The 25,382-nt window shown below is 31.5% G+C and carries 21 protein-coding genes and 9 tRNA genes; 2 read left to right on the top strand and 28 right to left on the bottom strand.

Annotation, left to right across the window (positions count from 1 at the left end; all coding sequences use genetic code 4):
• The 17 genes from P695_RS06320 to P695_RS05740 all read right to left on the bottom strand — a co-directional run.
• Positions 1-513, bottom strand: a 513-nt coding sequence (locus P695_RS06320) for a lipoprotein (protein ID WP_035026642.1), incomplete at its 3' end; no start/stop codon positions are given.
• Between the two features lie 344 nt (positions 514-857).
• On the bottom strand, positions 858-1,259 hold the full coding sequence (locus P695_RS06315; protein WP_028127116.1) for a hypothetical protein: 402 nt from the start codon (positions 1,257-1,259) through the stop codon (positions 858-860).
• A 67-nt stretch (positions 1,260-1,326) separates the two neighbouring features.
• The gene (tsaB, locus tag P695_RS0105055) at positions 1,327-1,905 is read right to left on the bottom strand and encodes a tRNA (adenosine(37)-N6)-threonylcarbamoyltransferase complex dimerization subunit type 1 TsaB (protein WP_028127115.1); all 579 of its coding nucleotides are present in this window, start codon (positions 1,903-1,905) and stop codon (positions 1,327-1,329) included.
• Position 1,906: 1 nt separating this feature from the next.
• The gene (gene tsaE, locus P695_RS0105050; protein WP_028127114.1) at positions 1,907-2,326 is read right to left on the bottom strand and encodes a tRNA (adenosine(37)-N6)-threonylcarbamoyltransferase complex ATPase subunit type 1 TsaE; all 420 of its coding nucleotides are present in this window, start codon (positions 2,324-2,326) and stop codon (positions 1,907-1,909) included.
• Between the two features lie 2 nt (positions 2,327-2,328).
• On the bottom strand, positions 2,329-3,180 hold the full coding sequence (locus P695_RS0105045) for a Pr6Pr family membrane protein (RefSeq protein ID WP_146063679.1): 852 nt from the start codon (positions 3,178-3,180) through the stop codon (positions 2,329-2,331).
• A gap of 189 nt (positions 3,181-3,369) precedes the next feature.
• A complete protein-coding gene (locus tag P695_RS05960; protein WP_051437410.1) occupies positions 3,370-4,134 on the bottom strand; it encodes a BspA family leucine-rich repeat surface protein in 765 nt (254 codons plus the stop codon).
• Positions 4,135-4,254: 120 nt separating this feature from the next.
• Positions 4,255-7,056: a magnesium-translocating P-type ATPase gene (mgtA, locus tag P695_RS0105035; protein ID WP_051437409.1), complete on the bottom strand. Its 2,802-nt coding sequence runs from the start codon at positions 7,054-7,056 to the stop codon at positions 4,255-4,257.
• A 283-nt stretch (positions 7,057-7,339) separates the two neighbouring features.
• Positions 7,340-7,672 (bottom strand): hypothetical protein, encoded by a 333-nt coding sequence (locus P695_RS0105030; protein WP_028127111.1) that lies wholly within the window; start codon positions 7,670-7,672, stop codon positions 7,340-7,342.
• A gap of 23 nt (positions 7,673-7,695) precedes the next feature.
• Positions 7,696-8,157: an FtsB family cell division protein gene (locus tag P695_RS0105025; RefSeq protein WP_028127110.1), complete on the bottom strand. Its 462-nt coding sequence runs from the start codon at positions 8,155-8,157 to the stop codon at positions 7,696-7,698.
• Positions 8,158-8,249: 92 nt separating this feature from the next.
• A complete protein-coding gene (gpmI, locus tag P695_RS0105020) occupies positions 8,250-9,842 on the bottom strand; it encodes a 2,3-bisphosphoglycerate-independent phosphoglycerate mutase (RefSeq protein ID WP_028127109.1) in 1,593 nt (530 codons plus the stop codon).
• A 9-nt stretch (positions 9,843-9,851) separates the two neighbouring features.
• A complete protein-coding gene (locus tag P695_RS0105015) occupies positions 9,852-10,691 on the bottom strand; it encodes an HAD-IIB family hydrolase (RefSeq protein WP_028127108.1) in 840 nt (279 codons plus the stop codon).
• Between the two features lies 1 nt (position 10,692).
• Positions 10,693-11,439: a triose-phosphate isomerase gene (gene tpiA, locus P695_RS0105010; protein WP_028127107.1), complete on the bottom strand. Its 747-nt coding sequence runs from the start codon at positions 11,437-11,439 to the stop codon at positions 10,693-10,695.
• Positions 11,440-11,574: 135 nt separating this feature from the next.
• Positions 11,575-12,492, bottom strand: coding sequence for a carbohydrate kinase family protein (locus tag P695_RS05750; protein WP_051437408.1), 918 nt, complete (start codon positions 12,490-12,492; stop codon positions 11,575-11,577).
• Positions 12,493-12,578: 86 nt separating this feature from the next.
• On the bottom strand, positions 12,579-13,652 hold the full coding sequence (locus tag P695_RS0105000) for a sugar ABC transporter substrate-binding protein (protein ID WP_028127106.1): 1,074 nt from the start codon (positions 13,650-13,652) through the stop codon (positions 12,579-12,581).
• 25 nt (positions 13,653-13,677) lie between these two features.
• Positions 13,678-15,438, bottom strand: coding sequence for an ABC transporter permease (locus tag P695_RS05955; protein ID WP_051437407.1), 1,761 nt, complete (start codon positions 15,436-15,438; stop codon positions 13,678-13,680).
• A 15-nt stretch (positions 15,439-15,453) separates the two neighbouring features.
• Positions 15,454-16,962 carry a sugar ABC transporter ATP-binding protein gene (locus tag P695_RS0104990; RefSeq protein ID WP_035026640.1) on the bottom strand — a complete coding sequence of 503 codons (1,509 nt, stop codon included), beginning with the start codon at positions 16,960-16,962 and terminating at the stop codon, positions 15,454-15,456.
• 36 nt (positions 16,963-16,998) lie between these two features.
• Entirely contained in the window at positions 16,999-19,143 is a 2,145-nt protein-coding gene (locus tag P695_RS05740) for a fructose PTS transporter subunit IIA (RefSeq protein ID WP_051437406.1), read from the bottom strand.
• A 195-nt stretch (positions 19,144-19,338) separates the two neighbouring features.
• Between P695_RS05740 and P695_RS05735 the strand changes: the two genes are divergently transcribed.
• Complete coding sequence (locus P695_RS05735; protein WP_146063680.1) at positions 19,339-20,718, top strand: ISNCY family transposase; 1,380 nt, start codon at positions 19,339-19,341, stop codon at positions 20,716-20,718.
• 228 nt (positions 20,719-20,946) lie between these two features.
• Here P695_RS05735 and nagB read toward each other — a convergent pair whose 3' ends face one another.
• Entirely contained in the window at positions 20,947-21,666 is a 720-nt protein-coding gene (nagB, locus tag P695_RS0104975) for a glucosamine-6-phosphate deaminase (RefSeq protein WP_028127104.1), read from the bottom strand.
• A 338-nt stretch (positions 21,667-22,004) separates the two neighbouring features.
• On the opposite strand from nagB, the gene P695_RS0104970 reads away from it, so the two are divergent.
• Entirely contained in the window at positions 22,005-23,183 is a 1,179-nt protein-coding gene (locus tag P695_RS0104970) for a MalY/PatB family protein (RefSeq protein WP_028127103.1), read from the top strand.
• A gap of 83 nt (positions 23,184-23,266) precedes the next feature.
• On the opposite strand, the gene P695_RS0104965 is transcribed toward P695_RS0104970, so the two are convergent.
• The 10 genes from P695_RS0104965 to P695_RS0104920 all read right to left on the bottom strand — a co-directional run bounded on the left by P695_RS0104965 (position 23,267) and on the right by P695_RS0104920 (position 25,333).
• Positions 23,267-23,342: transfer RNA gene (locus P695_RS0104965), tRNA-Phe, on the bottom strand.
• Positions 23,343-23,350: 8 nt separating this feature from the next.
• Positions 23,351-23,427, bottom strand: a tRNA-Asp gene (locus tag P695_RS0104960).
• A gap of 1 nt (position 23,428) precedes the next feature.
• Positions 23,429-23,504 (bottom strand) — tRNA-Met (locus P695_RS0104955).
• 17 nt (positions 23,505-23,521) lie between these two features.
• Positions 23,522-23,614 (bottom strand) — tRNA-Ser (locus P695_RS0104950).
• Between the two features lie 37 nt (positions 23,615-23,651).
• Positions 23,652-23,728, bottom strand: a tRNA-Ile gene (locus P695_RS0104945).
• A gap of 4 nt (positions 23,729-23,732) precedes the next feature.
• Positions 23,733-23,809: transfer RNA gene (locus tag P695_RS0104940), tRNA-Met, on the bottom strand.
• A gap of 10 nt (positions 23,810-23,819) precedes the next feature.
• Positions 23,820-23,895 (bottom strand) — tRNA-Ala (locus P695_RS0104935).
• Between the two features lie 9 nt (positions 23,896-23,904).
• Positions 23,905-23,981 (bottom strand) — tRNA-Pro (locus tag P695_RS0104930).
• 40 nt (positions 23,982-24,021) lie between these two features.
• Positions 24,022-24,098 (bottom strand) — tRNA-Arg (locus P695_RS0104925).
• Positions 24,099-24,184: 86 nt separating this feature from the next.
• Positions 24,185-25,333, bottom strand: coding sequence for a serine hydrolase domain-containing protein (locus tag P695_RS0104920; RefSeq protein ID WP_028127102.1), 1,149 nt, complete (start codon positions 25,331-25,333; stop codon positions 24,185-24,187).
• Between the last annotated feature and the right edge of the window lie 49 nt (positions 25,334-25,382).

The following is a 25,382-nucleotide window of genomic DNA, read 5'->3' as shown; positions in this document are numbered from 1 at the left end:
TTTAATTCCTTCAATTGTGTAATCGGTAGTAAGCTTAGCATCTTTTGCTAATTTAACTACTTCAGTTTGAACGGCTGTTTCAATAGCTGCTTTGTCCATTCCGACTTTAATTACAACAGCTCCAAGGTCTTTAAGATCTTTGACATTAGCTGCAACTTTAACTGAAAACTTTTTAATTTCTGTAAATTCAGTAGCGTCACCTTTTTTACCTTCGATTTTAATTTCAGTTTCACCAGCTGCTGTTGGTGTAAATTCAAGTTTTGCAGGAGTTGTTGCTGTTGCTAGAATTATTTTAATGTCACCCAACATTGGTGTTTTTTCTTTAGCAACTACTTCAGTAGCTTTAGGTTCTTTATAATCTTTAAGAAGATCTTTTGGAAGATCAAATGATTTTTTTTCTCCCACTTTTCCTTCAATGTCTGCTTTTGTTTCATTTTTGTTACATGCAACAACTGTTGCAGCAGTCGCGGCAACCATTCCAACACTACCAAGTAATGTTAATAATTTTTTCATTTTTAAAATTTCCTCCGATAGTTTTCTCTCTAACTCTATTATATAGGTTATTAAAAAGAAATCTTTCATTTTTTTTCTCCAAAAAGACAAATTTCTGTTTTTATTGTTGAAAAATATTCTTTTTTTCTTGCTGAAAAGTAGTACATAAACTAAGAAAATCTCTGTTTTTTTAAAAAAAAACAAAATTTTTTCTCATTTTTGATTTTATGAAGAAATTGCTTATAGCAATAAAACCACAAACCATGGAATAAGGTTTGTGGTTTAAATTCATTAAGTTTTGATCATTACATAGTTAGTTGATGACCATCAAAATCATTAAATTAGTTTTATTTATTATTTAAATTTTATTCTGGTTGATAATGTAATGTAAATGAAACAGTGACTGTACCTTCATAATCACCAACACCATGGACAATTGCTGTTCCAGACCACCCAGTGTGCTCTGCTCCTGGTGTCATATGGATATCTTGAGCATCAAGATGCCCATCTCGATTAGTAAAGTCAGCATTAGTATCAATAATTGCCTGAATAAGCACACCTGGTTCAACTTCTTGGCCTAAACCACCTTTACTTGGGACTGTTCCATCTAAGTTTGCTTTCGATTTTAAAGCTGTGATTTTAATTATTTTATTAAGTTGTGTTTTTTCTTTATGATGATCTTTTGTACAAGAAACAACCGTGATTGCAGTTGTTGTGATTGCCGTCATCATCCCGACACTACCGAGTAGTGTCAATAGTTTTTTCATGATTAGATTTTTTCCTCCAAAGATTAATCTTTGTAATAATTATAAAACTTTGAAAAAATTAAACTCTTTAAAGAAAAGATTTAATGTATTTTGGTTTAATGTCTACGACTTGTTTAATCAAACAAAATTGTTGATGGTCCATTAAATCAAGAACATGCTGAGCAAAAGCTAGATTAGTATAATCAATAACCGTTTGATAACCTTGGGCTAAGTACTCTTTAAAAACTACTCCTACTTCATCTTGGCTAATTAATTGGATAGCTTGTTCCATTTTAAAATGATTAAAAACAGCAGCATAATATTTGCCAGAACGCGCATTCAATAAGGAAATCTTTGTCCCGTCTCCTGCTTGAAACTTTAAAGTATCAATTGTCAACACATTAATTTGGGGATTTAAAACTTTTAAAGTTTTAACAAAACTAATCCCAATGCGCACCCCGGTATAACTCCCAGGTCCAGTTGTTAAATAAAAATCTTGCAAAGCATTTAATTGTAAGTGATTACGCTCTAAAAATAAGTTCAAACAATCAAAAAAGATATCACTAACTTTTTTAGTGTTATCTTGGAAAAATTGGTCCACAATTTTCCCATCCTTGACCAAAACAAAAATAAGCTTTCAATTTGTTGTATCAATAAATAATTTCATCTTAATTAACCTCAACTTCTCTCGTGTTTTCATCAATAATTTTAATTGATAAAGTTAAAGTCTTAAATTGAGATCAATCAACATTTAAATTATTTGACCATTCGACAATATTAATCGCTTGATCAAATTGTTCAAAGTACATTTCTAAATCAGTTGTGTGATTTAAACGGTAAGCATCCATATGATTAATTGTTAATTCACCAACTTGATATTGATTCATAATCACAAAAGTTGGGGAAGTGACTCTTTGTTGGACTCCTAAACTTAATAATAATTGTTTAGTAAAAGTGGTTTTACCAGCCCCTAAATCTCCCTTGAGCAAAAGGAAAAACGGTTGTTTTTCTGTTTGGATTAATTGTGCAATGTGCTTGGCATAAGCCTTGGTGTCTTGTAAAGACTTTCAGATGATGATTTCTGACATAATTACACCCGTTTTTGGCTTAAACAAGCACAATGTTGACAAGCACAATTTAAACATTGGCATTGATTAGTTGTCAAAACCAATTTACCCTTTTTTAGATTATGTTTGTAAAAGAGGTTATTCAATAAACTAAATGCTGCACAAAGGACACCCATTAAACTCGCTAAACCAAAAATTGTAACAAAATTACTTAAAGCTAAAGATGTCCCAAATAAAGGTTGATCAAAATTTAAAAATGGATAAGCATAGATGAAATAGCCTGGGCGAATACCATCAGCTTTTAAAATTTCAGCACGCACATAAGAAAAAATACAATATAAAATTGGATAAATAAAAATTGTTCAACTTCATCTTCAATAAACCCGATGATGCCCAATATTTAAAACATAATACACAATCATCAGTAGTGGTGTAAAGAGATGGGTTAAAACTGTCACCACCACGTCAGATGTGGTGTTGTTTTTAAAATCATACATTGATTGACCTAACATGTTCCCAACAATCGCTCCTCAAAATAAAAACATCGTCACAGTAATATAAACAGTGATGTTAGTTTGACTCACAATGTTTGTGAATTTACTTTTTTGTTCTTGGTTATGTTTAAACAAGGCAAACCCAAATCATAATAAAACTAAAACATTAGTTTGGACAGACCAAAAACTCATAATCACATTAATGTTATAAAGTCGAGGATAAGCTATTTTTCAACCATCTTTAACTGGATCAACATATCAATAATCGATAAAAAAGGCATAAATTAAACCAATCCCAAGAATTAAAGCACAAGCTGTAAAACTAAACAATTTAAACATAAATCTTCAGTCCTTAAGATGTTCAATTATTTTTATTTTCATGATTTCAAAACCTTTCTGTTTGTTAAGTTAATTGTTTTATCTCTTAATTATACAAATTTAATTAGACTAAGAGCAACCATTTTTTAAAGATAAACCAAATTGTGTAAGTTATCTTCAACCAGAAAAGTTCACAAAGCATTAAAAAACTTTCAAAATTTTCGATTTTTGAAAGTTTTAAGTTTTAACTAACTAAGTGATGGTTTTGAAGTGAGGGAGATATGTTGGTTCATTTTGCAAATCAGCACAATCAGCAAAATGATCATAAAACTCGACACTATCAACATGCCAACTCGAAAGATCTTGCGCAAAGTTATAAGCATCATGAAACATCCCTGACATATCAACAACTTGGCTGGTATCTCACATCGCGATGTCTTGATTAAAAAACATCGCTTGAGCAAACATTCGATCCATATAATTAACATTTGCTACATCTCAACTAGCCAAATCACTATCAAATTGACTAGCACCACAAAACATCTCACTCATGTTTCAAATATTGGTGGTGTCTCAATAAGATAGATCATCATTAAAATCAGTACAACCAGCAAACATTTCACTTAAATCTTTAATTTTTGGACTAATATAGTTTGGTACTTTGACAACATCACGTGGGGCTTGGTATGCTTTACCATCAATATCTCAACCAATATTGATTAAAACTTGGGTTGACGGGGGAGCTGAACCAGCGACAGCGACCACTTCCCTGGTTTGGTGTTCAAGATAAATTGTTTTGTTTTGCTGTTCTGGATTTAAAATATGATATAAATCAAAAACAGCTAAATCCGTTTTAAAAGTGATAATTTGCACACCGTTGTGATGATCAGTTTGAATTTTCACTGCTTCAACTTTTTGATTAGCAAAAATGTTATTGAAACTTTGCACAACTTGATTCACATCAGTAATTGTTAAACATTTTTTTTCACTTAAAATAAGATTTAAAATTCCTTCCATTTTTTAATTCCTTTCCTACATAAAAATCGTACTTCTTTTTGAGAATGAAAAAATTAGTAATAAAAAAATTCCATTTTTTAGCTTAAAAAAATGGAATTTGTAAATTAAATCTTGTGCTAACTATAGCCAACGCTTAAAGATTTTAATATAAAGCATTTTGACAAGTTGGGCTAAGAAGAGATAAGCGGTGACTAACCCAACCATAATCGCAATAAATGGTAATTCGGGAGATTTCATTTGTAATAATGAGTTAACTGGAGAGAAGACAACTGTGAATGTTACCCCAATCACTAAGCACATTGATAAATAAACAATTCATGGTGAACGTGATTGGATGAACGGAATTTTCTCAGTACGTAGCACTTGCATCACCACAGATTGAGTAATCACTCCGACTAAGAACCAACTAGCATTGAATTGAGCAACAATGGCACTTTGTTCAGCAGGAGTAGCTGGTTGGAGGAAAGCTGGCACTAAACCATAACCAAACCCAACAATCACAAACGTTAAAATGTCAAAAATCGAACTAACAGGTCCATTCATCAGCACAAATGGATATAAGTTATTGGCATGCCAACGTTGCGGTTTCGCCACAAAGTGTTCATCAACATTATCTAAGGCCATAGCAAATTGTGACATATCATAAATTAAATTTTGAAATAAAATTTGCACAGGCAACATTGGTAGGAACGGCAGAATAATACTTGCCACAATCATTGATAAAACATTTCCAAAATTTGATGAAGTAGTAACTTTAATATATTTTAAAATGTTGCAAAAAATAGTACGTCCTTGAATGATTCCTTTTTCTAAAACTAATAATGATTTTTCTAACAAAATAATGTCAGAAGCATCTTTGGCAATATCTGAAGCGTTATTGACTGAAATCGCCACATCACTTTGACGAAGCACAGGAGCATCATTAATCCCATCACCCATAAAACCAACAACATGATCATTTTGTTTTAAAACTTGAATTACTTTAACTTTTTGTAAAGGATTTAACTTGACAAAAATATTGGCGTGTTCAACCATTAACTTCATTTCTTGTTCACTAGCAGCATCCATTTGCTCACCGGTGACTAAACCTTTAATCTCAAGATTCACCATTTTACAAATCGCACGGGTGACTTGTTCATTATCACCAGTTAAAATTTTTAATTCCACACCATATTTTTGTAAAAGTTTAATCATTTTTTTAGTTGATGGTTTTGGTGTATCTAAAAAGGTTGCAAAACCAAAAAAGATTAAATCGCTTTCATCATGAGGAGAAAAACGGTCTTGGTTTTGTGCCACTGGTTTGTAAGCAACCCCGATGACACGTTTCCCTTGATTATTAATTTTTGAAAAGTAAGCTTCGATTTGGGCTTTAATACTTGGGGTTAATTTTTGGACTTTACCTTGGTAATAAACTTGCGTTGAAACACTTAGAATTTCTTCCATACTTCCTTTAGTGACTAAAATTCTTCCCTCAGCTTCACTATCAAAAATGACAGTTAATTTACGGCGATCAAAATCAAAAGGAATTTCATCAATCTTTTGTTGTTGATGTAAATCAAAATTTAAACGATGAGTTGAAACATAATCAATAATTGCTTTGTCCATCGGGTTTTTAATTCCAGTTTGGTAATAACTATTTAAATAAAGATATTTTAATAAGCGGGGATCTTTTTGTTTATCAACAGTTAAGAAATCGGTTAAAACAATTTTATCGTTTGTTAAAGTTCCGGTTTTATCAGTCGCTAAAATATCAATTGCCCCCAATGATTGAATCGCATCTAATTTTTTCACAACAACTTTGCCTTTCGCCATTCGTCCGGCTCCATTTGCCAGATTCGTTGTCACAATCATTGGGAGCATTTCTGGGGTTAGTCCAACAGCAATGGCCACTGCAAAAAAGATTGCTTTAAATCATGGATTTTCAGCAAAGCCACCAGCTCCATCTCAACCAGAATAACCAACTCCAGCATTAATTAGATAAACCATTGGCACCATCACTAACATTAAAATTAATAAAACTCTCGTCACTTTTTTGACACCAGTTGAAAAACTCCCTTGTGGTCTTTTTTCCATAATAGTTTTACTAATGGTTGCAAAATAAGTATCATTTCCAGTAGTAATCACAATCGCAATTCCGCTACCAGAAACCACACTGGTCCCAGTGTAACAAATGTTTTCAAACTCTAAAATATTATTTGTATCTTTGGCATTGGCAGCATGTTTTTCAACAGGTAGTGATTCCCCAGTTAAAGATGATTGGTTAATAAATAAATCTTTAGAATATAAGATTCTGACATCGGCCGGGATCATATCTCCACTTGATAAAAAAACCAAATCTCCAGGCACAAGTTCTTTAACATCCAACTCTTCACCTAATTTAATTAAATCTAATTGATTTGATGCATCAATGTGCATAAAATCTACTAAATTTTCATTATTTTTATGGCGAATAATATCAGTTGTACTTTTGACGATATTACCAATTTTTTTACTAATAAAATAACTTCTTAAAGCTTGCACAAAAGTCATTGTTCCACTGGCAAAAATCATAAACATAATGACAATTGCCCCAGTCACATCAAAAATACTACGTGATTCTTCAGTTCAAAACTGAAAAGTGGCATATGATAAAAAATAATATGTGGCAATTGTCAGCAATATTAAATTGAAAGGATTCAAATAAGCTTTAATAATCTCTAAAAATAAATTAAAGCGATGTTTTTTTAGCTCATTAGTTCCGTATTCTTCTTCTCTGTCTCGATATTCATCATTAGTCAAACCAAAATGCTTCAAATCTAGAATGTTCTTCACTTCTTCTTGATCAGCACTTGCTATTTTTTTGATTAATTTTTCATTTTCAAATGTTGGCTTTTGTTTGTCTTTGATTTTAGAAACGAGAGAAATTGTTTTTAAATTAATCATTTCTTTCCTCCTATACGATAGGATTAAATAATTTTACAAATTAGTCACAAAAAAGTGGTTGACTTATAACATTATTTAATCATTTAAAACTTTCGGACTCAGGGCCTTCACCTGATACCACATTAACTAATGTCATAAATACTCACCACTCTTTCTTACTTTTACATTATAACCAATTAATCTATTTTTTGACGAAATAAAATTTTTTTAAGAATAAATCTAAATGATTTTTTATGTGACTAAATAAAAATTGCCATCAATGATGGCAATTTTTAAATATGACTTAGACTTGTTCGTATTTTGATAATCTAACTTTTAATTGAACAATTTCTGCTTTCAATTGGGCATTTTCTGCTCTTAATTGCATGTTTTCAAGTTCCAAGCGATCTAATCGAGCTTGTATTTCTGCAAATCGATCTTTTTTTGGTTTCTTAGTTTTTGGTAAAACCGGCTTTGGTTGAATTGGTGTTAATCCGCTTTGAATCATTTTGACCGCCTTTGTGATAATGTTTATCATTGCTTCAGCATAGAATGCTTTATCTTCATTTGTATAGTTGATTATATCATCACCAATCGCAAAAAGTTGTTCTTCAATACTATTAAAAATTGCCATCATTGATGGCAATTTTTAAATGCGACTTAGACTTGTTCGTATTTTGATAATCTAACTTTTAATTGAACAATTTCTGCTTTCAATTGGGCATTTTCTGCTTTTAATTGAGCATTTTCTGCTCTTAATTCAACAATTTCTGCTTTTAATTGCATGTTTTCAAGTTCCAAGCGATCTAATCGAGCTTGTATTTCTGCAAATCGATCTTTTTTTGGTTTCTTAATTTTTGGTAAAACCGGTTTTGGTTGAATTGGTGTTAATCCGCTTTGAATCATTTTGACCGCCTTTGTGATAATGTTTATCATTGCTTCAGCATAGAATGCTTTATCTTCATTTGTATAGTTGATTATATCATCACCAATCGCAAAAAGTTGTTCTTCAATTTCTTTTAAGTTTGATTTAACAACTAATTCGTTACGATGAATAAAAATTTGTAAATCAATATAATGCTCAGATTCAAGTTTTGAATCAAAACTATTTTTAGATTTCATGTTTGCTACCCCTTATTAGATTAGGGATTTTTTTGCAATTTTTAGTGTTTATTTGAAAAACTTGTTTTGAACAAATCAAAAAGGTCAATTGCTTATTTAATAATTAATGATTTTTCAGTCATTTCTGGAGGAATACCAAGTTCCATTAAATCAAGAATAGTTGGTGCAACATTGGCAATTCCAATATCATTGCTTGCTAATTGCACATCTTTAGTAATAATGATCGGAACTAAGCTAGTTGTGTGTTTTTTATTTGCTTGACCAGTTTCATCAATCATAATTTCAGCATTCCCATGATCTGCTGTGATGACCATCACTCCATTGTGTTTGACAACAAAACTATCATAAATTCTTTTTAATTGTGCATCTAAAACTTGAACAGCCGCAATGGCAGCTTCTTCGATGCCTGTATGTCCAACCATATCAGCATTGGCAAAATTTAAAACAATAAAATCAAATTCATTTTTAGCAATTTCAATTAATAATTGGTCAGTAATTTCTCTGGCTGACATTTCTGGTTTTAAATCATAAGTTGCTACTTTTGGTGAAGCAATTAAATCTAAACTAGCTCCCGGTAAAGTAATTTCATTTGGTTTAGCTAAACCATTTTTAAAGTAATCATTACCTCCGTCAAAAAAGAAAGTCACATGCGCAATTTTTTCAGTTTCAGCAATACGTAATTGTTTATACCCTTGAGCTGATAAAAATTGTCCTAGGGTATTTGTTAAAGGGGTTGGCGGGTAAGCGATGAATGGGGAAGTCACTGAATCAGCATATTTCATCATTGATACAAAGTGAATTTTATCCCCGATAAAATTCAAATCTTGAAATGCAGCATCATTTCAAGCAGGATATTGATGATTAGTCATAATTGAAGCAATTTGAATCGCACGATCAGGTCTAAAGTTAGTAAAAATAACTGCATCATCATGAGTTATCCCACCAAAAGAATTATTTACATTAAAAGCTGGCATAATCATTTCATCATCTTTACCAAGTGCATATTGTTCTTCAATGTAAGCAGTTGGATCAGTAAATGAAGCAACACTTGTTCTTGAGACCATTGCTTGGTAAGCTTGCGCACTACGTTCAAAACGTTTATCACGATCCATGGCAAAATAACGTCCACTAATTGAGCCAAGCACACCAATATTGTTATTTTGTTTAATTAAAGTTAATAAAGTGTTCAGATAATTAATCACCACTTTTGGTTGGGTATCACGTCCATCAGTAAATAAATCAAAGACAATTTTAGTTAACCCAAAATCAACAGCAGCTTGATAAATTGCTAGCATATGATCCATATGTGAATGCACCCCACCATCAGAAAACATTCCCATTAAGTGTAATACTGAATCATGTTCTTTGACAAAATTGAAGGCTGCAACAATTTCTTGATTAGTTGCAATTTGTTTGGTTCTCACTTCTTTATTTAATTTTGCTAAAGATTCAAAATTAATTCTTCCCGCACCTAAATGGATATGGCCAACTTCAGAATTACCCATTTGACCATCAGGCAAGCCAACTCATTCCCCGGAAGCGTGCGCTTTAACTCATGGATATCTACTTTCTAATTGTTTGACAAAAGTCATGTTAGCTTGGGCTACAGCATTGCCTGGATTGTGTTCATCACTAATTCCTCATCCATCAAGAATCGCTAATAAAACTGGTTGTTTAACTTTCATATTTTCTCCTTATTTTTTTAAAACATATTGTTCAATAATATGTGCCACCGCACCTTCAACATTTGTTAAAGGAATATGTAATTTGGCAACACTTTTCACTGCTTCAACTGAGTTGGCAATTGACACACCACACCCAACAAATTTAATCATGGCGATATCATTATTGCCATCACCAACTGCCATTGTGTGTGCTTGATCAATTTTTAATTGATCAAGCAATCATTTCAAAGCATGTGCTTTGTTAATTCCAGGAGCATTCACCTCTGATGTTGTGCGCCCATCTAAAGCCACTTCAAAACCTAGATCTGCTAAAGCTTGAATAAATCCTGGGCGGGCAGCAAAAGCAATCATTTTAAAACAATCATTGTTAAAAGTTGGTGTGATCTCTTTTCATTCCGCAAAGTTACCATCAAAAAATTTCATTTCATCAAGATATTCATTTGGTTTATTAGCCACATGACTTGGTTGAGCGACATTCGTCACCACAGTTTGTAAATCATCAACATAAGCTCATAAAATTGAACCAGCAAATTCAGGTTGTTCAGCTAAAGCGAAAGCCTTGCGCACCAAATCAGCTTTAATTGGATCTTTTTTAATAATCTTTTTTTGAGCAATATTATAAATTGCTCCTCCATTATAACCAATAATGATTGCTTGATCGTCTTTAGCAAAACCATTTTCAATGATTTGGTTGGGACGGGAATGGACCGGTCGTCCAGTCACAAAAACCACTTCCACGCCTTGCTTTAAAGCGGTTTGAATTGGTTTAATGTTTTCTTCAATGACATACCCCATGCGATGATATGCAGTTCCATCCATATCAAGTGCTAATAATTTAATTTTTTGCATCTTAGTTATTATAGTTAATTAAAGCGATGTAATCTTCAGCGACTAAACTCGCTCCACCAACTAATGCTCCATCAATATCTTGTTGTTCCATTAATTCTTTAATGTTGGCTGGTTTGACTGAACCACCATATTGAATAATCATTTGTTCAGCTGTTGGTTTGTCATAAATTTTAGCTAAATTCTGACGAATTGCTTTACATACATCTTGAGCATCTTGAGCAGTGGCTGTTTTACCAGTTCCAATAGCTCAAATTGGTTCATAAGCAATAATTGTTTTCACAGCATCTTCTTTACTAATTGTTTTGTAAGCTGCTTTAATTTGAGCATTAACAAATTTAACTGTATTGCCAGCTTCTTTTGTTGCTAATGTTTCTCCACAACAAATAATTGGGGTCATGTTGTTTGCTAATAAAGCAATTGCTTTAGCATTAACACTTTGATCAGTTTCATTGAACATCTCTCTTCTTTCAGAATGTCCAATAATCACATATCCCACACCAATTTCTTGTAACATGGCGATTGAAACTTCACCTGTATATGCACCATTTTGATGAAAATGGACATTTTCAGCAGCAATTTTCACGTTTTTTGCTTTCTTAACTCCGGTTTGTAAAGCTGTGAATGGTAATCCTAATCCAGCTACAACATCAGTGTTTTTTACCTTTTTATCAACTAATTTTAAAAAGGCTTTCACCTCTGTGTTTGTTCCGTTCATTTTTCAATTTCCGAAAATTATTTTTTTTCTCATATTATCATTCCTTTTCATACTTTTAAATTATAAACCCTTTTGTTTTTGAACCAAACTAAAATAAAATAAAATTATTTTCGTGAGTCAAAATAAGGTATTTGGTTTGGTTCCAAAACAACAAACACACAAATAATACTAAATATAATTCAAGAATGTTAGTGCTCCCAAGTACTCAACATTTTTGCTTGCAAATTCATTGCCTAATTTAATAATTTTTAAAATTTCTTTGGCGCTACTTTTTGATGAAAAATTGTACTTTAATAAGTAATGTATAACTCCACTAACAAAAGCATCTCCAGCTCCTGTTGTATCAATAACATTTGCTATTTTTTTAATTGGAACATAGTAAGTTTTTGCCTTTCAATAAAATAAGGTGTCTTCCTTGCCTTGAGTAATGCAAATTAAAGCAGATGGATTAAGATTTCCAAAAAATAACAAACTATTTTCAATATTGTTTAAACCAGAAAGAAGGTAAGCTTCTTCTGTTGAAAACTTTATAAAAGTAGCATTTTTTATAAAAATTAGGCATTTCTTTTTATATTCTTCAAGTATTTTAGAATTATTAATTAAGTTATCTCGATAATTTGGATCAAAAGAATAGGGTATGTTATTTTTTAAGGCATAATCTAACAATTTAAAATATGAAATTTCCAATTTTCCATTCAAAAAAGCTGTTGCACTACCAAAATGAATAAAATCAATTTTTTTATCAATTAAATTTAAGTCCAAATCAAAATTTTGATCAGCACCTTTAGTAAAAATAAAATTGCGATCATTATTTTTATCTAAAATGACCTTTGCAATTGTTGAGTGATTGTTTACATTTTTTAAATATTTGGTGTTTAATTCATATGAAGCAAATGTTTCTAACATTTTTTGAGCATATTCATCGTTTCCAATTGCACCGAAAAATAAAATCTCATTTCCTAATGTTTTTAACGAAACAGCTACATTAAATGAAGCTCCACCTATTTCAAATTTTTCTTCACCGTTTATGTTGTAAGCATCAATCAAAATTTCACCAATGCTACAAATAGTTTTTTTATTTTTCATAAATTTCCATCCTTTTTTAATGCAATAAAATTTCATCTCAATTTGGAAATTTAGATGAAATTTAAATTATAAATTTAAGTTATTTTTTATTTTTTTGTCCCTTCACCAGGTGCAAACATTAAACTTGCAGGAACTTTTGTTGATTCAGTAAAGTTTTTAGGTGCTGGGTCTTTTGATTTAATCAATTCAATTGCTTTATCAATTGCTGCTGCAACAATATTTTTATATTCCTGTTTTACAGTGATATAAATATGGTTTCTTTCTGTTTCTTTTCATTTACCAAGATCTGAAGCAACATCTTCTGAACCATCGAATCCAGAAATAAATCCTTTTCGTAGATTTGTTCCATCCTCTTGTGCACTAAATCATGTTTTCATTGAAGGTGATAAATCAATTGCTTTTTTCATCCCTAAAGCCATTGGATCATTTCCTGCTCAAATAACATGTGCATTTTTAGCAGAGTTGTCTCCGTTTCATTCATTAGTTAAAGTATCTCCTGCTCCATCTCCTGTATTTTGGTTTTCTTTAGCAACACTTCCTTGGTGGTAACCAGTACCTGGTCGATTTACAAGTTGAATTCAATCTGCGTTGTCCAAGACAAATCCTTTAAATCTTTTTTGTTCTGCATCATTATCTTGGTTAGATCACATTGCATAAACTTTAACTTTCTTGCTTTTGTTGGTTTCACTTGGAGCTTCACCATATATTTTTTTATAAATAGCATCAAACATTTGATTACTTGCTTCTGTTTGTTCTGAAACAAATGCTGCCGCTCCTCTTTCTCCAACTGCTGAATCATATTCAGTATCAATATTAATAACCGGAATGTTCGCCTTTAGTGCTGGAGTAATGGCCTTGTTTTGTTTAACATTGGCTGGGTTGATAATAATTGCTTTATCCCCTTTAGTCATTGAAGCTTGCACATTTTCAACATCAAGTGAACCATCAACAGTTCCTTTTGAATCATAAGTATTTAATGTGTAACCTTTTTCTTTTGCATATTCTTTTCCGGCTTTCATCATATTTTGGAAATAAGCATTATTATAATTTGAGATTAACAATCCAATTGAATCTCCCCCACCTTTGTTACATGCAACTACGGCAGAAGCTGATGTTGCAATTAGACTAGCACTAGCTAGTAAACTTAATATTTTTTTCATTTTAAATCTTTCCACCAACTTTAATTTATAAAAATAATTTAAGTTGGTTATATTGTTTAATAAATCATAATTTGATTTTTTTGACTATTTTATATTCTGTATTTGTTAGAACAGCAACCATAATAATTAACCCTTTTAAGATTAATTGAATGTCACTTGAAAGACCCACTAAATTTAAAGCATTTTTAAGTACACTCATTGTGAATCAACCGAGCATTGTTAGAACTATTCCACCCTTTCCTCCGGTTAATAAAGTTCCGCCGAGAACAACACAAGCAATAGCATCCAATTCCCAAGCATTACCGGCTGAAGGTGCGGCTGTTTGAATTCTTGCATTATAAATAATTGAGCCAATCCCCACACAAAAACCAGCCAAAACATACACGGAAGCTAAAACAGTTTTGGTTTTTATTCCTGAAAGTTGAGCACTACGATAATTTCCTCCAATAGCATAAACATGGCGTCCATAAACTGTAAATTTCAAGATTATGAACGTTACGATTGCTAATGCAAACATGATCCAAACTACAGCACTTAATCCCAAGAATTCTGTTTGGATTAATTGAGTTAAAAAACTACTGTCAAATGCTTGCGAAACGTTACCTAATAAAAATTGTGTTGAACCACGTCAAATCATCATTAAAATTAATGTGATAATAAACGGCGGAAATCTCAAGATACTTACAAAGATTCCGGAGATTAATCCAGAAGCTGCACAAAATGCAACTACGGCAAGTAAGACAATGCCAATATCAAGACCGCCTAAGATCAACTTAGCCGTCATGGCTGTGGCAAACGCCATTGTAGAACCGATAGATAAATCAATTCCTCCAGTTAAAATAATAATTGTGACACCAATGGCCATACAACCAATATCTGCATTTAAATAAAAGATGTTTTTTCAATTATTAGTTGAAAAGAAGCCTGGTTCTACAATTCCGACAGCTATAGCAAAAATCATAATTATAAAAATTAACTTAATCGCATTAACTGTATCTAAACCTTTTTTTACGATTTTTGATTTGTTACTAAAAGCAAATAGAAAATCTTTTTGAATGATAGATGAATATCTTTTTGAATATTTGGTTTCATTTATTGAATTAGATTTATCTATCAAGTCATCAATTTTATTATTGTACTCTTCTCTTAATTCTTCAAATCGAAGCGGACCAATTGCTTTATTTTGCGCAAGTTGATCTAATTCTTTTTTCTTAATGACAATTTTTGAATTTTGTATTCTATTTTCTCTATATTTTAAATCTTCTTCATCCATTTCTTGTAGTTTTTGAATGCTATTTTCTAGATCTAAATTGATTTTTTGACTTTTTTTATCGATTTTATGTAATTCAAGTTCTTGTTTTGTATTGAACTTTGATATCTTAGTTTTGTTTTGCAACGTTTTTTTAGAAATTAATTTATTCCATTTGATTTCTTTGGCTTCAATTTTTTTATTTATTTTAGAAATTTTCTCATTAAAATTTGCAAATTCACCATTTTCAATTAATGCCTTTTTAATCTTAAATTCATTTTCAAAAATTTCTAAATTTTTGAATTTATATTCTAAATCAGTTAAAGCTTTTTCTTTTTCTTTTTCTAAATCAACGATTTTATTTCTTAAATCAGCTAAACAATTATCTCTATAAGTTGCCAAGAGAAAGATATAATCTTGTTTCTTTTCAATTTTATTTTGATAGAATTTTTTGATTACAAATTTTTCAGAATTCACCCGAGATTCAATCTGGCCCAAGATAATTTTTTTATTGTTTTTCTTTAATATTTGTTTCATATCTATTCCCTCTTTCTATATTGCATATTTAATTACTTCTTCAGGGGTTAGATTAACACCTTCAATTTCTTTTGAAATTTCTCCATGTTTCATAACAATGACTCTATTGCACAATCCAACCACTTCTGGTAAATCACTTGAAATAACAATTACTCCAATGCCATTTCTTTTCGCTTCATAAATTAAGTCATAGATCTCTCTTCTACTCCCGACATCCACACCTCTAGTAGGTTCATCAAAAATCATTATTTTAGGTTTGGCTGCAAATGCTTTGGCTAATAATACTTTTTGTTGATTACCCCCACTCAAACTTCTAACTAGATTTTCTAAATTACTAGTTTTAATGGACATTTTTTCTTTGTATTGATTAGTGATATTTTTTTCCTTTTTTAAATTAATAAAATTCAAAAAAGAAATTTTTTTCAAGGAAGACAGCGATATGTTTCGTTTTATAGTTTCATCTAATAATAAGCCATCATTTTTTCTATCTTCTGTCACATAATAGATACCTTTTTTAATGGCAGAACTAACACCATGTAATGCAATGTTTTCATCTTCTAGAAAAAATCTACCCGTATCTTTTGGGTAATACCCAATTAGCGATTTGAATAATTCGGTTCGCCGAGCTCCAACTAATCCAGAAAATCCAAGAATTTCATTTTTATACAAAACAAAATTAATATTTTTAACAAAATCATTAGATAAATCTTCGACTTTAAAAAGAATATCTTTTTTTATTAATTGATCTTTTTTGGGATATTTTTCTAAAATTTCTCTCCCAACCATTTTTGCAATAATTTGATCTTCGGTTAATTCATTAACTAAGTATTCACCAATGTAATTACCATCACGAATGATAGTGATAAAATCACAAACAATTGGAATTTCTTCTAGTTTATGAGAAATATAGCAAATTGCCATTTTTTCATTTTTTAGTTTTAAAATAATTTTAAAAAGGTTTTCTGCATCAACTCGACTTAATGACGATGTTGGTTCATCAAAGATAATTAACTTACTTTGTCTTAACATCGCTTTTGCAATCTCAACCATTTGTTGTTCAGCAATTGTTAGTTTTGACATTTGTTCATTAAAGCTAATATCTAATTTCAATAAATTAAATATTTTAGTTGCCGCACTTTTTTGTTTTTTATAATTAATAAGCCCAAAGTTGTTAATTTCATGTCCGGCAAAGATGTTATCAATTACCGTCATATCATTAAAACAAGTAATTTCTTGATGAATAATAGATATTCCTAAATGTTCAGCTTCTTTAATATTTCTAAAATGATCATGTTGTATGCCATTTCAAATTAAATGACCAGAAGTTGCTGGAAAAACTCCACTTAAAATATTCATTAATGTAGATTTACCTGCCCCATTTTCTCCTAAAATTCCCATCGCTTTTCCTGAAAAAGCTCTTAAATAAACACCTTTTAACGCAAGGGTGCTATCAAAACTTTTTTTAATATCGTTTAGAACTAGTAGTGGTTTCTCTAATATTTTTTGATTAAATATTTTTTCCATAGATTTGATCCTTTCATTTTCTTGCTTTGTTGGAATTTAATTTAAATAATTTTTTATCTTTTTGTTTTTTATAAACACTAGTTTATTTGTAGATTTATCATTATCTTTAATTTTTACCAAAGTTCTAAATATGATGATTTGAACACCAACTCCAATTGCAATAGCTAAGAGATATCAAAGAATTCCAATATAACTCATGCCTCAAGTTGTTACCCCACCAAATAAAGCAATAATTGGTCCACCTCAAGCACCTACTCATCCAGAAACTTGGAAGATTCCAGCAAACATCCCGGCAATTCCTGACCCAATAATATTGGCAGCAATTGCTGCTCAGGTATATTTCAATGCAAATGGAATAGCCCCTTCTGAAGCACCCATAAATCCTAAAATTATTGCATTTTTACCTAAATCTTTATCATCTTTAAATTTTTTTTTAAAAATCATGGTTGCAATCCCGGATCCAAGAGGTGCAATTGCAAATGATGCAGCCACAACCCCCATTGCCTTTCCACCATCTGTAAATAATAGTGCTGTTGCTCCAAATGATGCAATTTTATTGATGGGGCCACCCATATCAACTCCAGCAAGCATTCCTAAAAGTAAACCTAATCCAGCCATTCCGATTTTATTTTCTTCTAAAAGTTTTAAGCCTTGAGTAAATTTACTCATTACATATCCAAATGCATTACCAGCAATTAGTATTAGAAAGAAACCAAAAAATAATGAGACAAAAACCGGGATTATAATAATCGGCATGATTGGTTTAATGTGTTTATGGATTTTCCATTTTGTATTTATTCATCTGACTGTATAACCAATTACAAACCCTAAAATTATTGCCATAAAAATTCCTGAACCACTTTTTGGAAATTGATCAATTATATCATCATTAGCAAAAGGTCCTCACTTTAATCACATAGTAGGATTTGTTCCAGCTCAGGTTAAAACAAAGGCTGGAGTAATTGCACTTCTTCCGGCAATAGAGTTGGCAATATAAGCACCCAGAATTGGAGATATAACCATAAAACCAATGCCTGCAAAATTATTTAAATAATATATAATTGCAATTCCCCATCCATTAATCACAGCAGTATAAGTTCCCTGACCATCTGGAGTTAACCAATGATTAGGTTCTACACCTTGTGGTAAACTTATTCCGATTTTAGTGAATGTCATTGTGGTTTGTTCTCAATTACCATTAAAATCTAATCAAACACCATAACTGCCTTTTGCAATTCCATTTGTTATTGCGAAGACAATTCCTGCAAAGACAAGAAATGGAATCATGAATGAAAAGCCACTCATTAGATGTTGTGTTCAAATTTTACGATTTTTAACTTTAAATCCATCACTATTTTCGGTTTCTTGAGAAGATAAAATTTGACCTTTATCTAAAGCAATTTCTATTATCTTTTTAGGATCATGGACAACTGCTTTGGTACCTATTTTATAATATTTTTTTCCAATAAAACGTTCTAAATCAATCGTAATATCAACTGCCAAAATAACCACATCAGCATTTTGGATTTCTAATTCTGTCAATGGAAATTCCGGACCTTTTTGCCCTTGAGTTTCAACACGAACATCTCAATTCATTTCTTTTCCAGCTTTTAACAAAGCTTCGCGAGCCATATATGTATGAACAACACCCGTTGCACAAGCTGTTATACCAACGATTTTTTTTATGGAAATTGAATTTGATGTTTCATTTATTTTTATATCAACTTGATCAATTACTTTATTTTCAGATGTTAATAAGTTAACAATCTCTTTCTTAGAGTTGGAACTTTTCAATTGATTTCTGAATTCTGGTTTCATAAGTTTTTGTGCAATATTTGCAAGAATATCAAGATAATTACCTTGAGTTTCTGGAATAAATAGCATAATTACTGTATTAACATTAGAATTATCAAAAGTTTCTCAAATAATGTTTTCTTTTAATCGAATAAAGAAAATGGTTGGTTGATTAATAGCAGCAACTCTAGCATGCGGAATGGCAATGCCATCCTCCAAACCAGTAGAAGAAAGAGATTCTCTTGATTTGAAAGCGTCAACTAAAACATTTTTGCTATTAGCAATATTATTGTTAAATGCTATTTCAGAAAATTTATCAAATAAATCATCAATATCTTTCACATCAACATTTAAGAAAATGTATTTTTCTTTGAAAAGTTTTTCCATTTAACATAACCCTTATATAAATAAAAATTTATGCTCATATTAAATATTTTCATTATGATGTTCTTACAAAAAAAAAAAAAAAGCAAGACTAACATTGAATTATTTGAATTTTTTGTAGATTCGGCAATGATATTGTCTCAGTAGTTCGGTAAATAGAAATGTCCCAAGCCTCATAATTATTAATGAGGTGAGTTTATGAGACAAGAGGTAAATTATATGGAAAGAAATGCTGCAGAAATTATTCAAGGAGTTGTTAACGAAAATATTACAAAGCAAAAAGCGAGTGTAACTCTAGAATGTTCAATAAGAACGATTAATCGTAAAATTCAAAGATTTAAAAACGAAGGTGTTAATGGTTTTATTCACAAAAATTGCAATAGACCATCAAATCAATCACTTTCAGAAATGCTGAAACAAAAAATTATAAAATTAAGAAAAGAAAAATATTATGATTTTAGTTACCAACATTTTTGAGAAAAACTTGAAAAAGAGGAGCAAATTAAAATTACTTACAAGACTTTAGTTCGCCTATTAGAAGAACATTTTTTAGTTTCACCTTACATCAAAAAAGCGACCAAGAAAAAACTAAAACTAAAACTTGAAGAAAGAAAAAAACAAAATCCATGTGAATTAGAAAAATTATTAATTGAAGAAATTTTAGATAATAAAACCGCTCATCCTTCACAACCAAGAAAAGAATTTTTTGGTGAATGTGTGCAAACAGATGCTTCGATTCACAATTGAATTTCTGATGAAAAATGAGCACTGCATGCATTTATTGATGAAGCAACGGGCATGGTGCTGAGTGCTTATTTTGATAAACAAGAAACACTTTATGCCTATTATATGGCCTCAAAACAAATGTTTTTAACCTATGGAACCCCTGTTGAAATCCTAACTGATAAAAGAACAGTTTTTTATTCTACTGCAAAAATCGGTGATCCTAGTCAAAGTAAAACCCAATATGGTTTTATGTGTAATCAATTAGGAATTGCTTTGACCACAACTTCGGTTGCACAAACAAAGGGCAAAATTGAAAGATTATGACAAAGCTTTCAACGTAGACTCCCACAAGAATTCAGAATCAATAATATCCAAACAATTGAACAAGCAAATGAATACATTAAAAATTTCATTGAAAAATACAATCGAATTCATGCAATTAAATTAGATGAAGCAAAGAATAAATTCATTGAGTGAAGTAGTCATAATTTAAACATAGATTTTGCTCTATCAATGCACTACACAAGACTATCTGCAAATGGAGCAACTATAAAATTTGAAAATAAACACTACGCTACTTATGATCGTGCTGGTAACAGAATTAACTTGGCTCGCAAACAAGAAATTATGGTTATTAGAACTTTTGATGGGAATTTATATGCAAATTTTTACGAAAATTTTTATGTCTTAGTTGAAGTTGATAAAAAAGCTTTTTCACAAGAAAACATAATGTCAAAAGCAAAAAATTTAGAACAAACAAAAACAAATAATAATAGGTGAAAAAATTCTAATTGAATTTATTTCAAAAAAAAGCAAAATGAAACATCTCCAAAACATAAATTTAGCATTTAATTTTTGGGACATTTCTATTTACCTATTGACAGACTAACATTGAATTATTTGAATTTTTAAATAATTAAAGACATTTTAAGCGCGATCTCACAAGATATTTAAATACGTATTAAAATGATGCAAGTTTGGCATTATTGTGAAATCTTTCAAGATATGTTTAATAATTAAAAAACTTAGTCTCGCTTCAAATAATCATTGAAACGAGACTAAGTTTTTGGTGCATTATTTTTATTTCAACATTGACCCAGCTTCTTGGTCAATAATCACAATCACATCGGGATGGGTTTGGAGAATTGTACAAGGTCAAGCTGGACTCACTTCACCATTGACTAAATGGGCAACTGCTTCAGCTTTATTAGCACCAGTCGCTAATAAGAGAATTTGCTTGGATTGCATAATTGTTTTTAATCCCATAGATACTGCTTTAGTTGGGACTAAATCAACAGAAGCAAAGAAACGCGCATTCATTTGAATAGTTGATGGAGTTAAATCAACAACACTCGTTAAAGAATCAAAACTAGTACCTGGTTCATTAAATCCAATATGGCCATTGACCCCAATGCCTAAAAGTTGTAAATCAATCCCACCAGCTTGTTGGATTAACTCATCATAGACAGCAGGATTTTTAGTATCAGTTCCACTTGGAACATGGGTATTTTCGATTTTAATATCAATATGATTGAATAGTTTGCCATTCATAAAATAACGATATGATTCCGGATGAGTGCCTAATAAACCTTGGTATTCATCCAAATTGTAGGTGATCACATCCTTAAAACTAACTTTTTGATTTTGATAATCTTTAATTAAGTGTTGATAAGTACTAATTGGGGTTGAACCTGTTGCTAATCCCAACACACATTGGGGATTTGTTTGAATTTTTTGTTCAATAATTTGGGCAGCCACCACTCCTGCTTCTTCATTGTTTTTAACTTTAATAATTTTCATAATTAACTCCTATTAGAATAATTATATAAAAATCCTTTTTAAAAATATTTCTTAATCTTACTTAAAATGAAAGATTTTCTGCTTTTCAAACAAAGGAAGGCATTTTTATTAGTAAAATAAAAGTGTTGAATAAAGACTATTTGACAATTAATTGTTTGATTAATTAATCAAACAGTTCGCTAAAAAGCAATGATTATTTTTGAGTATCCAATGATCAAGAATAAGCATTTTTAAAAAATCGGCATCCAATGATCAACCACACATTTTTGTGTTTTTAAAAAGCACCATTGTCAAATAATTACTTTAAATTAACTCAACAATTCAAAGAAAGGTTCACTATGAAAAATATATTTGATAAAAAAATTAATCGTCAAGAGAATAAAGAAATGAAATGGTCTCCTGATTATCTCGCCAAAGAATTTAAATTAGATACTTCCCAAGAAATTTTTAATTTAGGAATTGGAGATTTGGATTTTGAAACACCAAAACCGATTGTTGATGCACTTAAAAAACGTGCTAGTCAAAAAACATATAGCTATAGTTACATCCAAGACGAAGCGATTGAAGCGATTGTTTTTTGATATCAAAAAGTCCATCATCTGGCTTTAAATCCAAAACTGGTGCAAATTGTTGATGGGGTGTTGGATTCAATGATCCAAATTATTAAAACTTATACTAAACACGGAGAAAGTGTCCTAATCCAAACTCCTGTTTATAAACCTTTTCAAGAAATGGTTGAAGATACCAAGAGAAAAATTATCACCAACAAATTAATTTACCAAGATGGCGAATACCATGTTGATTTTAAGGATTTTGAACAACAAATTATCGCTAATAATGTCAAACTTTTTATTTGATGTAATCCCCATAACCCAGGTGGTAAAATTTGAAAAGATGCTGAAATCAACAAGATGCTAAAAATTTGTAAAAAACATCATGTTTTCATTCTTGCTGATGAAATTCATGGGGATTTAGCCTTTAACATCCCCCATAACTCCATTTTAAGATTTAGCAAGCAATTTCAAGATTTTGCGATTGTTAGTTCGGCTGATAAAAGTTTTAACATTGCTGGGTTAAATGGTTCATACATTATTTTTGCTAATCAAGAAGTGTTAGCAAAAATAATGACAAGATACAAACAAAATCGTTCTGTTTTAGCAACAACATTTTTTCAACCAGCTTTGATTACGGGCTTTACCAATCCAGAAGTTTATGCTTGGTATCTCGAATTAAAAACATATCTTTACGACAATTTTATCCTTGTGAAAAAAGAATTGGGTGAACTGGATTGCTTAGAGATTATGAATCTTGATGCCTCACATTTAGTTTGAATTAAAATTAACACTCATTATGACTGAACAGAATTAGAAAAAACATTTTTAAAAAATGGTGTGATTGTCGTTTTTTCAAAAGAATTTGCTGATGCTGAACCAGGATGATTTAGATTAAATTTTGGTTTACCAAGACCTGAATTGATTAAAGCGATGAAAAAAATCAAAGCAATTTTTGAATTATAATTGTCTAAGTCTTGATCAAAAAAATCATGATTTTTTCAAATAAAAAATAACACCAAGCTTGGTGTTATTTATTTTCGTCTTGATGGTGGTCGTAGACGGAATTGAACCGCCGACACGCAGAGCTTCAATCTGCTGCTCTACCGACTGAGCTACACGACCAATAATAATGGCGACTCCAACGGGACTCGAACCCGTGATCTCCTCCGTGACAGGGAGGCGCGATAACCAACTTCGCTATGGAGCCATGGTTGCGGGGGCAGGACTCGAACCTGCGACCTTCGGGTTATGAGCCCGACGAGCTGCCAACTGCTCCACCCCGCGTTTGGGTTTTAAATAAATGGCGGAAGATGAGGGATTCGAACCCCCGCTCGGGTTTCCCCGACTCTCGGTTTTCAAGACCGATCCCTTCAGCCGGACTTGGGTAATCTTCCGTATTTCCTCATGATCTACCAAATGTTGAAATCATAATGGTGGATCTTATTGGACTTGAACCAATGACCGTCCGGTTATGAGCCGGATGCTCTAACCAGCTGAGCTAAAGATCCTTAATGGTAGCGGGAGAGAGACTTGAACTCTCGACCTTTCGGGTATGAACCGAACGCTCTAACCAACTGAGCTACCCCGCCAAGAAAAAAATGGTGGACCCTATCGGGATCGAACCGACGACCCCCTGCGTGCAAGGCAGGTGCTCTCCCAGCTGAGCTAAGGGCCCATATAATAATGGTCGGGAAAACAGGATTCGAACCTGCGACCCTTCGGTCCCAAACCGAATGCTCTACCAAACTGAGCCATTTCCCGGGTAACAAGATATCGGATAGATATCTTTTGTTTTTTTTCTTGGTGCGCCCGGAGGGACTCGAACCCCCAACCTTTTGATCCGTAGTCAAACGATCTATCCAATTGATCTACGGGCGCATAAATGCTTTCACTTAGAAAGACTTTTAAATTATAACAAAACTATTTTAAAAAATTAAGTATTTTTATAATTTTCTCAAGTAGTACTAGGCAAAGTGTTTTAAATCTTCGTAAAAAGCATCAAAAAACTTAGTTTGTACCACTTCATTTTTAGCATAAGCTGTTGATAACATCAAGACCATAGCCACTTTTTTTTCAGGATCAACAAGTAATGTCGACCCTAAAAAGCCATCTCAACCCATTTCCCCAATGTTGGTGATTGGGTATAAATCATTTTTAATCCGTACTCTCATCCCAAAAGAATAAGTGTAATTACTATTAAAAGACATTAACTTAACACCAGTCAAATGCTGAATTTGGTCAGTTTGTAACATCTCGACACTCTTGGGAGATAAAATGCGTACCCCATTGCCCCCAACTCCATCAATCAAAACGTTAGCTAACTTAATATAATCACCACTTGTAGTGTATAACCCATTACCCCCTAACGCGCAATTAGGTTCAACATATCTTTGTTTAGGCATTAATAATCCAAAATGTGGAACTTTAACTAATTCGTTAGCAGTACGAACTTTAAAAACATTAGCTTCTCTTGTTTTATCAGTAATATAAAAACGTGTGTCTGGCATCTCTAATTTATCGAAAATTTCATCTTTTAAAAATTGAGCAAAAGTTTTTTTGGCAGTAACTTCAATGATGGCTCCAAAAACATCTAAATCCATGCCATAAAGCCAATCACTACCTGGTTCAAACTTCACAGGAACTTGAGCTAGATTTTTAACAAATTCACGCAATGTTCAATTGTTTTCAACCATTTGAGCAACACATTTACGAGTTTGTTCTTCAACCTCACTGCGACCCCAAATTAAACTCATCCCCCCAGTCATAGTGAGTAGATGACGAATTGTTAAAACGTTTTGTGCTTGGGGATGATTTGAATTTAAAACTTGCAAAGTTTTAAATTCAGGCAGATATTGTGCAACAGGGTCATCTAGTTGAAATAATCCTTGCTCAAGACCAATCATTGCCCCGATTGCGGTTGCTATTTTAGTTAGTGAGTAACCCATAAAAATCATGTTTGCTTGCATTGGGGTTTGTTTTTCCAGATCATTCAAACCATAAGCTTGGTGATGAATCACTTTTTTATTTTCTGTAATAGTTAAAACTGCCCCAGTAAATAATTGGTCATTAAAAAATCCATCTAAACACTTTTCACTATTTTTAAATCGACTCATAACTACCTCTTTAATCACTATATCTATTTTACTCTTAATTTAAAAAAAA

Origin of the sequence: Williamsoniiplasma lucivorax ATCC 49196 (assembly GCF_000518285.1) — a bacterium.
GTDB lineage: Bacteria > Bacillota_I > Bacilli_A > Mycoplasmatales > Mycoplasmataceae > Williamsoniiplasma > Williamsoniiplasma lucivorax.
The sequence above is the reverse complement of the archived record's forward strand: the minus strand, read 5'-3'. Positions and strand labels throughout refer to the sequence as shown.